Annotated in this window: 4 protein-coding genes; 2 read left to right on the forward strand and 2 right to left on the reverse strand. The window is 42.6% G+C overall.

Translation table 11 applies throughout. From position 1 onward, the window contains the following. Entirely contained in the window at positions 1-4,371 is a 4,371-nt protein-coding gene (locus tag H6550_13965; GenBank protein MCB9047235.1) for a CusA/CzcA family heavy metal efflux RND transporter, read from the reverse strand. Positions 4,372-4,468: 97 nt separating this feature from the next. Further along, entirely contained in the window at positions 4,469-4,852 is a 384-nt protein-coding gene (locus H6550_13970) for a hypothetical protein (protein ID MCB9047236.1), read from the reverse strand. A gap of 139 nt (positions 4,853-4,991) precedes the next feature. Here H6550_13970 and H6550_13975 point away from each other — a divergent pair, with 139 nt between their 5' ends. Together H6550_13975 and H6550_13980 are read left to right on the forward strand one after the other, a co-directional pair. Then, positions 4,992-6,764 carry a T9SS type A sorting domain-containing protein gene (locus H6550_13975; protein MCB9047237.1) on the forward strand — a complete coding sequence of 591 codons (1,773 nt, stop codon included), beginning with the start codon at positions 4,992-4,994 and terminating at the stop codon, positions 6,762-6,764. Between the two features lie 135 nt (positions 6,765-6,899). Further along, complete coding sequence (locus H6550_13980; GenBank protein ID MCB9047238.1) at positions 6,900-12,293, forward strand: alpha-2-macroglobulin family protein; 5,394 nt, start codon at positions 6,900-6,902, stop codon at positions 12,291-12,293.

Raw genomic sequence — 12,293 nt, forward strand, 5'->3', positions numbered from 1 at the left:
TTATTTTATCTGAAGCTGACCACCTGACAAGTATGCCAGGCGCAAAACGGCGCGGTTATGGTCGCTAATTGTTTTTAAATACTGTTGTTCCATTTCCTGTACCTGCTGTAGGCTCACAAGGTATTCTGTGTAGCTCACTTCTCCGGCGTTGTAAGACTTTTGTGCCTGTGTACGGATGAGTGCCATATTAGCCAAACCTGTTTCATTATAATAAGCAAGGCTATTCTTTTGTTTGACATACTCCTGTATACTTTCTTCGTACATACTATTAAGCATGATCTCTGTATTGCGATATTGCAACAGTGCCTTTTGCCTGTTTGCCTCCTGCGCTTTCATCTTAGCCATTTGCGGCCCTACAAACAATGGAATTGACACCCCAAACTGAACTCCTGTAAATCGGTCAGTAGAAGTAGCCAAAGCTGGCGGGCTATTATCATTCAAAGGATTACCCACCATTGTTTGATTAAAGTAACCAACCATCAGGTCGGGCAGGATAGCATGCATTTCTACCGCTTTTTGTTTTTTACTGACAATAGCATCCTGCTCCATCATCTTTAATACAGGATTGGCAGATGCATCCTTGAGATCAGCCCCTACAATAACAAGCGGCAGAAGTTGCTCATCAGCTATCTCAATACTATCGTCTGTTGACATGAGTGCCTGTAAATGACGTTTAGCGATAGTGATGTCCGACAGGTTCTGTAGTAATCTGTTTTTTACATCAGCTTTCCTTGCCTGAGCTGTAGATTGTTCCAGCAAAGTCCCTTCACCGGTTTTGTACCTCAACTCAGCCGCCTGGCTAAAATCAGTATATAAGCTATCCATACGCTGCAATACCCGGTGTACCTCCTGCAAGTATAGCAAGTTGTAATACCCTTCCTTAACCTTATACACCAAATCATTTTCCACAACATCCTTTTGCAACTGCGCACCGATTTCTTTCTCTTTGGCCAATTGTGTTTTTGCTATAAAGAGTGTAGGAAAGGGTATTTGCTGACTGATCGTGTAATTGTTATCAGAAGAAATATAGCTGTTATATTGTCCATATACTGCAGACACCTGCGTTTTGGGCATTTCCCATGCCGCTCTTTTCATCTGTTTGTTATAGGTTACATCAGCAACACTTGCTTTAAGACCATAATTATTTTCCAAAGCGATATTTACCGCCTGGTTCGGTGTCAGCCTTTGTGCATTGGCTTTGGCAAATGGCATTGCTACCAGCAATAATAATATTGCGGCACTTACACCCTTGTGTCGTTTGTTACTGAACTGTTCAACTAGATAGTACAGGCATGGCAAAACAAACAGAGTAAGCATAGTGGCTGTTATAAGACCACCGATAACAACTGTTGCCAAGGGTTTCTGTACCTCTGCACCACTACCATGAGAGAGTGCCATTGGCAAAAATCCCAGGGATGCTACCAATGCTGTCATGATAACCGGTCTTAGCCTTGAATGAGTACCTTTCAATATTATATCCTTCAGATCAGTATCAAGATCCTTTTTCAAACGGTTAAATTCTGCTATCAGCACTATACCATTAAGCACAGCCACGCCAAACAGGGCGATAAAACCAACAGCTGCCGATATACTGAACGGCATACCGCGGGTCCACAACGCCAGTATGCCGCCAATTGCAGAAAGAGGTATTGCAGTATAGATCATTAGTCCTTGTTTTATGGAGCCGAATGCAAAGTATAACAGAATAAAAATGAGCAGCAAAGCAACGGGCACGGCGATCGAAAGCCTTGCCTTTGCCTTTTGCAGATTCTCGAAAGTACCTCCATAGGTAACGTGATACCCAGGATCAAAATGTATTTGTTGTATTACTTTCTGTTGCAACTCTTTCACAACACTCGCAACGTCTCTGTCGCGCACATTGAAACCGACAATTATCCTGCGTTTGGTATCATCACGCTGTATCTGGTTAGGACCTACGCGAAAAGAAACATCTGCAAGCTGTTCTAATGGTACAGAGCGTCCGTCAGCTGTCGTAACAATAAGCTTACGTACATCTTCTATGCTACCCCTCACCTGCTCTTCAAGCCTTACCACCATATCAAACCTGCGCTCACCCTCATACACCTTACCTGTTACATATCCTGCAAATGCGGCATTTACTGTTTTGTTAATCTCATCAACTGACAAGCCATGACGTGCTATTGCCGCCCTATCGTAGTCTATTACTACTTGCGTCAACCCAGTTACCTGCTCCTCGTATATATCTCTTGCTCCGGTAATACCCGTTGTTATTTTTGACACCTTACCTGCATACTCTGTCAGCTTATCCAGATCATCTCCATATATCTTTACTACAACGTCCTGCTTGGCACCTGTCATTAGTTCATTAAACCTCATTTGTATAGGTTGCTGAAATCCAAAAGTAGCGATCGGTAATTTTTCCAGCGCAGCCGACATTTTCTCCGTCAATTCGTCTTTTGTTGATGCCTTTTTCCACTGATCCTTGTCTTTTAAAACTATTATCAGATCGGCCGCTTCTATTGGCATCGGGTCTGTAGGCACTTCACTACTACCTATTTTACCTACAACTTCTACTACTTCATCAGGAAACTCTTTCAGCAATATTCTTGAAGCTTTCATGGTTACCTCTGCAGTTTCAGGCAAACTGGTACCGGGTAATAGCCTCATTTCTACAGCATAATCGCCTTCATCTAATGAGGGCAGAAACTCGGCACCCATTCCAGCAAATAAAACTCCTGCACCGGCAAACAAAAGGAATGCCGCTAAAACAACCATACGTTTATGATGCAGTGCTTTTGCCAGCAATGGTTCATACCACGACTGTAGCTTATGTATCAACCTGTCAGAAAAAGTAGTTTTTGCTTCTGTTTTGCGACTCAGAAACAATGCACTCATCATAGGCACGTAAGTAAGCGACAATATGAATGCCCCCATAATAGCAAATGAAACGGTCTGAGCCATAGGTCGGAACATCTTACCCTCAATACCTGTTAATACCAGTATGGGTAAATACACAATCAGGATAATTATTTGCCCGAACGCAGCCGAGTTGAGCATTTTACCGGCAGAACCCAGCACTTCTTTATCCATTTCATCCCTGCTCAGCTTATGTTGCCCCGTTATCTTCGACAAATGGTGCATCGTAGCTTCAACTATGATAACAGCACCGTCTACTATCAACCCAAAATCCAATGCTCCGAGGCTCATCAGATTACCCGAAACCCCAAACAGGTTCATCAGGCTGAATGCGAACAACATAGCCAATGGTATCACAGATGCTACTATCAACCCGGCACGAAGATTACCCAACAATAGTACCAATACGAATATTACTATCAACGCACCTTCAATCAGGTTGCGCGACACAGTACTTATGGCATTATTTACCAACTTTGTTCTATCCAGATACGGAACAATTTCTACACCCTCGGGTAGATTTTTTCTTACTTCCTGCACACGCTCAGTTACTTTATTGATGACATCAGAGGAGTTTGCCCCTTTCAGCATCATAACTATACCACCCACAGCTTCTCCTTTACCATTATAGGTCATAGCCCCATACCTTACAGCACTTCCTTCCTGCACAACTCCCACATCCCTTACAAGGATCGGCAATCCACCCGGGTTAACTTTTACAACTATCTTTTCTATATCATCAATAGTCTCTGTAAGGCCTTCAGTACGGATAAAATAAGTGCTGGGTTTACTGTCAATATATGCTCCACCGGTATTCTTATTATTAGTCTCCAGCGCTGCAATCACTTCAGATATACTGACATTCATGCCCCGAAGTTTGGCAGGGTTTACAGCCACTTCGTATTGCTTTAAATGACCTCCGAAACTGCTAATTTCAGCCACACCTTCTACGCCCAGCAATCGTCTGCGTACGATCCAATCCTGTATTGTACGCAGATCTGAGATGGAATATTTGTCTTCATACCCTTTTTCGGGGCGTAATACATATTGGTATATCTCTCCAAGGCCCGTAGTTACCGGTGCCATTTTGGGGCTGCCTATATACGATGGTATTTCCCCTTTGACATCATTCAGTCGCTCAGACACCTGCTGTCTTGCCCAGTACACATCCACATCTTCATCAAAAACGATTGTGATAACACTAAGCCCGAAACGGGAGAATGAACGGACCTCAGACAATCCCGGTATGGTTGCCACCGATTGCTCTATCGGGAAAGTTACCAGGCGCTCTATATCAGAGGCTGCCTGTGATGGTGCACTGGTAATTACCTGCACCTGGTTATTAGTGATATCGGGCACAGCATCAATGGATAGCCGGGTAAGGGAGTACCCACCCCATGCTATCAACGCTAATGTCATCAGCCCGATGATCAGCTTTTTCTTTATCGAAAACGATATTATTTTATTCAACATAAATGTTAAGCATTAATTATTCGGACAACCGATTTCCGGTTGTCTCGTACAAAGATCAATTACGATTGCGAACCCACGTCCGGGTCACGTTGCATGCTTAACAATTACGGGGAGGCTGCCAGATCTTATCATGAAAATCTGTGCTTAGAAATGTATCTGTAGTAACAGAAAGAAGACTTTTACTCTCCGGAGCCGGGACATGTAGTGATATCTGGACTTTCTTAGAGATGGTAGACATGGTAAAGAAGATCGGAGCACTGCAATCTTTGAAAGGCAGCTGCATATCTTTATCATAATCATCATCTACAACTGTCTTCTGTGTGTAATGAATATGCATGAACTTCAGCAGGGTCATTGTTTCATCGTGCTTCTTGTGTTCAAAGTAATGCGTTACCAGCAAAGGGAACTTGAACACCTCGTGCAAGGGTGTTTGTATGGCTATGAAAGTACATAGCAGTGATATGACCACAAAACGTTGCAATGCAATGCAAAGTTATGAATATTATTGATTAGTCAGTATATCATCAATATCTGTCAGGATATGATTTTATCTTTTTTTAAGCCTGTACATTGAAAATGTGGTAATAAATATTATAGTTTTAGTGGTACAATCTAACAAAATGAAACAAACCTCAGCACTATTAGTATTTCTTTTAGCTGTATGGATGCAAAGTATAGCACAAACCATTCCTTCGGACAGGGTGACAGACTGGAGCAAAGCAGGACATACTGATACACTCCCTGTTTTTTCTACCACTATCAATATCATGAATCACGGGGCAGTTGCAGACGGAACAACTGCCAACGACACCGCTTTCGCAAATGCCCTTTCGGCTCTTAATGGCCAACCCGGCACAATTTATTTTCCTGCCGGAAATTACCTCTTCAAAAAACCGATTAACATCTACAGGGACAGCATTGTATTAAAAGGAGAAGGAGCATCTTCAAAGCTGGCATTTGATATAGGCGGACCTGTCGACATGATAAACATTATTGGCAGCATTGATAATACGACCTACAACACTACAACAACAGTTAACAAAGGAGATAACACGGTCAAAGTAAATAATGGTGGTGATTTTTCAGTAGGTTCATACGTATTCATTACAGATAATGACCAGATACTGACGACCTCAGCATGGGCTGCGGGCTCAACCGGGCAGGTATTGAAAATAATCTCCATCTCAGGGAATGATCTCACAGTAGAGAATAAACTACGACGTAACTATACACTGAACAATACACCTGTATTAAAAAAGCTAACCCTGGTTAAAGATGTAGGCATTGAATGCATGTATATTGAACGTAAAGACGCTACAACGGACCAAACCAACAACATAACGTTCGACAAAACCGTAGACTGTTGGGTTACAGGCATTGAAAGTTACAACTCGAACTTTGCCCATGTTGCTGTAAGACACTCCACACATGCTTTGCTGAGAGGCAATTATATGCACCATGCACATGCATATGGTGGCAATGGCAAAGCTTACGGTACACTTGTGGAGTATGGCAGTGGGGAGTGTCTTATTGAGAACAATATATTTGAACACTTACGTCACTCTATGCTTGTTCAGTCCGGTGCCAATGGTAATGTTTTTGCTTACAATTATTCTTTTGACCCTTATTGGGACGAGCCGCCATTCCCAACAAACTCGGCAGGCGATATTGTATGTCACGGTAACTATCCTTACCTGAATCTTTTTGAAGGGAATATCATTCAGAGTATTGTTATTGATGACTCTCACGGCATCAATGGGCCTTTCAATACTTTCTTCAGAAACAGGGCCCAACTGTATGGCATTTTCACCAATGCTAACCCTGCATCAGACAGCATGAATTACGTTGGGAATGAAATAACCAGCACCCTCCCGGGATTGGCCTACTACCTGTTGAATGGCAAAGGGCATTTTGAATACGGCAATAATGTAAAATCAGTAATAGCACCTGTAGGCACTAATACCATATCTGAAAAATCCCTATACCTGCAGGCTGAACCCGGTTACTGGTTAGCCCATAATACATTTCCCAGTATAGGTGCGCCTCATGATTATAACACAGGACGTAATTCAGCCATTGACAGGCACGATAATAATTTACCGACCGATTGCACAAAAAATCCGGTTTACACTTCAATCAAATCCGTCAGCCAGGAAGATATGGGCATTTTAGTATCACCAAATCCTTTCAATAACCTGGTACATATCTCAGCAAGCATAAGTAGTGCTTTTACATACCGCATTTATAATACAACCGGGCAGATACTAAAAGAAGGAAGTATCACAACAGGCAATAGTACCATTGAAACAGCTGAATTAAGCAGTGGGCTATATATTCTGAAAGTAAGAAATACACAAGGAACCTGTGCTGTATTTAAACTGTTGAAAAAATAAGAGCTTATACTACATGCACTAACCACGCAACTATTTATTAACAAATATTTTATACTCTGAAAGGCAAGCCCCGCTTTAATACTACGTTATTAAAGGTTACTTTAGAGTATCTCGACCACGCTCAATATATTTCGTATGAAAAACACCTCCCTCTATGCAGGCATGCTGGTTATGCTCTGCCTTGCTATCTATTCCTGCAATTCAGGTAATGGGCTAACTATTGACAAAAGTCATTTTGCTAATGACATAGAACAAAAGCAGAACCTGTTATTTGCCTTTAATAAAGACCTCTACCCTGATAGCCTCCTCTACAAATGGGACAGTACGGAATTCGTCACCTTTTCACCAGTAGTAAAAGGTTCTTTCAAATGGAACAGCTCAAGTGAATTATCATTCTCTCCGGGAACAGCTTTTTTACCGGAAACAGAGTATACAGCAACAATAAACAACGAAGTGCTGAAAAAGAGCAGGAATAAGTATAATTTGAAGGACAAAACTGTTAAGTTTCATACAGCTCCGCTACGTATTGAACAAGCCAATATTTCCTGGACAAGAGGCGCCGGCAATGCAAACGTAATGGTGCAACTGGACATCGATTTTAACTACGAGGTAGAGGTCACATCTGCCGCTGCAAATATCATTCTTAGCTCAACAGGCAATACGGTAAACACAACAACCATTAACAGCGGTAACGACAAACGGGTATCACTGCAATTCATGCCTCTTAACGATGCGGATCTGGAAACTCCATTGGATATCAAATTAAGTAAAGGCATTACTATCGCAGAGACCGGCAAAGCGTCTAATACTGACACAACTATTGAAGGGTCAGTCCCCAGCAGATTCAACCTGGCCATGACAAACCTGACCAGCCAGCATACAGGAGAAGAAGGCATAATTTCCATCAGCACATCACAGCCCGTAATGGAAGAAGGCCTGAAAAAACTTATCAAGCTGGAACCTGCGGTACCATTTGACATTGAAACTTCTGAAGGAAGCATCATTATCACCAGTGATAAATTCTCAATTACAAGCAAATACGACCTAACCATATCTAAAGCCGTAGAGGGACTTTTTGGTGGTAAAATGAAAGAAGATTTCGCGTCGGAAATATCTTTTAAAAAGCTGGCACCATCTATTTCTTTTGCCAATAGCAAAGGCATGTACCTGTCTACACAGGGCAATAGGAACATTTCATTAAAAATAGCCAGCGTACCTAAAATAAGACTGACCATCACCAAAGTGTACGAGAATAACATTGAACAATTCTTAAGGCGTGGCTACAATTATGGTTATTCTTACGATAGCGATGAAGAAGATTATAATGATTACAGGTACTACAACACCTATAACATAGGAGACGAGGTATTTTCGCAGGAGTATGAAACTTCTAAATTGCCCAGGCAAAATGCCATTAGCATCCTCAACCTTGATTTTACAGATAAGATCAAGACCTTTGACGGAACCTATATAGTTACCGTCCAGTCTACTGACCACAACTGGGTACAGGAATCAAAAGTGCTCAACTTCTCAGACATCGGGCTTATAGTAAAAGAAGAGGATAACAATGTATATGTCTTTGCCAATTCAATACGTCATGCCACGGCTATGTCCGGCGTAAAAATATCTTTCGTCAGCACCAACAACCAGTTACTGGACGTAATAACTACCGACAATGAAGGAATGGCCAAACTGGCTGACTTGAATGAAAAACACCCCGGCTTCAAAGTAGGACTGGTAACCGCTAAAAAAGACGGGGAATTCAGCTTTATATCCATGTACACCCAGGGAGTAGAAACATCACGTTTTGATGTGGGTGGTCGCTACCCCAACAGTACGGGGCTGAATGCCATGATATATGCGGAACGTAACCTATACCGCCCGGGAGAAAAAATGCATGTCAGTACAATAATAAGGGATGAAGCATGGCGCAATCCCGGCGAGATACCTGTAATACTGCAATTAGAAATGCCGAATGGCAAGGAACTGAGTAACAATAGGAAAATACTGAATAAAGAAGGGTCCTGCGAAACATCATTCGACTTGCCGCCTACTACCATTACAGGCCCATACACACTAAATGTACTTACGGGCAACAATGTACTGCTGAACTCATATACCATAAGCGTAGAAGATTTTGTACCGGACAGGATAAAATCGGCACTCACACTTGACAAAGAAGAATACAAACCCGGCGACAGTATACATGCTACCCTACAGGTAGACAATCTGTTTGGCACTCCGGCGTCTGGTCGGAACTGGTCGGCAGAGCTGAATATGGACAAGAAAGAATTCAGGGCATCTGCCTTCTCAGATTACTCCTTCGACATTGTGAACAACAATGACTATCCTTATGGCTACCAGGAAGGAAAAACCAATGATGCCGGCACTGCTAAATTCGGGTTTGATGTAAAAAAAGAGCTCAAAGGCACGGGTATGTTGCAAGGCAATGTCATGGCAACTGCGTTTGATGAAACAGGCCGCCCCGTTCACAGGTACAGTCATTTCGATGTATACACACAACCTGTATTTATAGGTATTAAACAGCACAACTATTATGTAAGCACACGTGCACCACATAAACTTCAGTTAATAGCCGTAGACAAGAACGGCAAATTGCAAAATGGCGCTAAAGCAAAAGTTCAGCTTATAAGAAAAGAATGGCACAGCGTGATACAGCAAACGGGCAGCAGCTACAGGTATGTATCGCAAAAGCAGGAAAAGATGCTTAAGGAGTCTAATATTGTCATTAGTGGTAATAACACCACCTACTCATTTATACCCGACGTAAGTGGTGAATATGAGATACGCATTACACCTGACGGCGCGAACAGTTATGTATCCGAAACCATTTATGCATGGGCTTGGGGAGATACAGAATACAGTTCTTTCGAGGTGAACAATGAAGGGAATGTAACCATCAAAACGGATAAAGAACAATACAATACAGGAGAAGATATCAAACTGCTGTTCACCACCCCTTTCGAAGGGCGCATGTTGATAACACTGGAACGTGACAAGGTAATAAAGCACCTGTTCCTTAGTACAGAGAATAAGTCTGCTTCTTACACACTGAAAGCAGAAGAAATGCTGGTACCTAACGTATATGTTACCGCTACGCTGTTCCGCCCTATGGACGACTCTCAAATGCCGTTGACAGTAGCGCATGGGTTCAGGTCTGTAAAAGTAGAGAACAAAGAATCTAAACTTGCGGTTAGCATTACGAGTACAGAGAAGTCACGTTCTAAAACCAAACAAACTATTAAGGTAAAAACAGCTCCTAATGCTTTTGTGACCATTGCGGCGGTAGATGAAGGCATACTGCAGGTTAAGAATTTCAAAACACCGGATGCGTACAACTACTTCTACCAGAAAGTGGCGCTATCTACCAAAAGCTACGATGTCTATCCATACCTGATGCCGGAAATAAAAACCCGCATGAGCAGCACAGGTGGTGATGGTGCCGATGAAAGTGCCATGAGAGCCAACCCGCTTTTTGTCAACCGCATAAAAAATGTATCATTCTGGAGTGGCATAAAACAGGCAGATGCGAATGGCAATGTATCTTACGATATAGATATACCTCAGTTCTCAGGAGACATCAGAGTAATGGCGCTGGCCTATAAACAAAAAGGATTTGGCAGTGCAGAAGAACACATGAAGGTTGCAGACCCTGTTGTGATCAGCACGGCGCTTCCCCGCTTCTTCAGCCCGGGCGATGAAGCGGTTGTTGGTGTAACGATCAGTAATACAACCGACAAAGAAATGTCGGCCAATGTAGACATAAACGTTACAGGTCCATTGAGCAAAGGCAATTCTGCGCCACAAACCATCAAGATACCCGCCAATAAAGAACAACGCGTAGTATATAATATATCAGCCAATTCTGCTATAGGAGCAGGCAAGGTTACTATTTCAGTGAAAGCTATCAACGAGACATTTACCAACGAAACAGAAATTGCAGTGCGGCCTCCTGCAGGCTTGCAAAAGCAATTCACATCAGGCCAGGTAAAAGCAGGTAATGATCAGCCTGTAGACATCAGCAATAAATTCATTGCTGCAAGTGCAAGGGGCAAGCTGGTAGTGAGCAAATCCCCGCTTACTGCATTTACTAAAGATATAACCGACCTTGTAAGTTATCCGTATGGCTGTGTGGAACAAACCACCTCAACTGTCTTCCCGCAACTGTATTATTACGACCTGGTAAAAAGCATTTCCAAAACAGAGGACGGAGATATGAACCCCGGCTATAATGTAAGACAGGCTATACTGAAGTTACAATCCATGCAAATGTCCAATGGTGCTTTAACATACTGGCCAGGTGGAGGATATGAAAGCTGGTGGGGTACTATATATGCCTGCCACTTCCTGCTGGAAGCAAAGAAAGCAGGATACCCGGTCAACAACAGGACCATTGAGCGTATACAGGATTACCTGGTGCAAATGTTAAAGGCTAAGAAAACAATCGTACTGTACTACAACCTGAACGACAAAAAGGAAGTTGCAGCAAAAGAAGTTGCTTACTCTTTATTTGTATTAGCATTGGCTGGCAACCCGCAACACAGCACGATGAATTTTTATAAGGCTCATCCAGAAATACTGAGTATAGACAGTAAATACCTCTTGGCAGCCGCTTATGCCATATCAGGTCAAAAACAAAAGGTAGCTGAGATATTGCCGCGCGAGTTTGCAGGAGAAGAATCTAAGTCAACATTCAGTGGCAGCTTCTACTCATATATCCGCGATCTTGCCATATCCTTATATGCATTGCAGGAGATAGACCCGGACCATCCACAGGTAGCGGTTCTTTCAAGGTTGTTATCAGAAAAGATGCGCAACAGCCAATACATGAACACCCAGGAGAAGGCCTTTGGTATATTGGCTATGGGTAAGATCGCTCAACGTGCCAATAAAACAAAAGCCACGGCAACCGTTATAGTCAATGGCAAAAATATCGGCAGCACAAATGGAGATGACCTGTCAATCGACCTGAAACCTTATATGGGGCAATCTATTAAAATGAAGGTTAACGGTACGGGTTCTTACTATTTCTTTGCCGAAACATCAGGCATTACAGCAGATGGCAGCTTTAAAGAAGAAGACAGCTACATGCGTGCAAGACGATATTTCTACACTCGTAGCGGCAAACAGATAACGGATAATACCTTCAGGCAAAACGACCTGATCGTTGTTCAACTGACCCTGGAAGCACAATACAACACTAACATTGAAAATGTGGTACTTACAGACATACTTCCAGCCGGTTTGGAAATCGAGAACACACGCCTGAACAGTATGCCTGATATTGACTGGATAAAGAACAAGTCTGAAGCTGATTATGAAGATTTTCGTGATGACAGGGTGAACCTATTTACAAGTGCAGATGGCAACAAACGAACTTACTATTACATGGTAAGGGCAGTATCTCCCGGCACATTCAAGCTGGGGCCTGTACAGGCAGATGCTATGTATAATGGAGCATTCCACTCATACAATGGCGCAGGAGAAATAAAAGTGCTTGAAAAATAA

The sequence above is a fragment of the Chitinophagales bacterium genome (assembly GCA_020636495.1).
In the GTDB taxonomy this organism is placed as follows: domain Bacteria; phylum Bacteroidota; class Bacteroidia; order Chitinophagales; family Chitinophagaceae; genus UBA5543.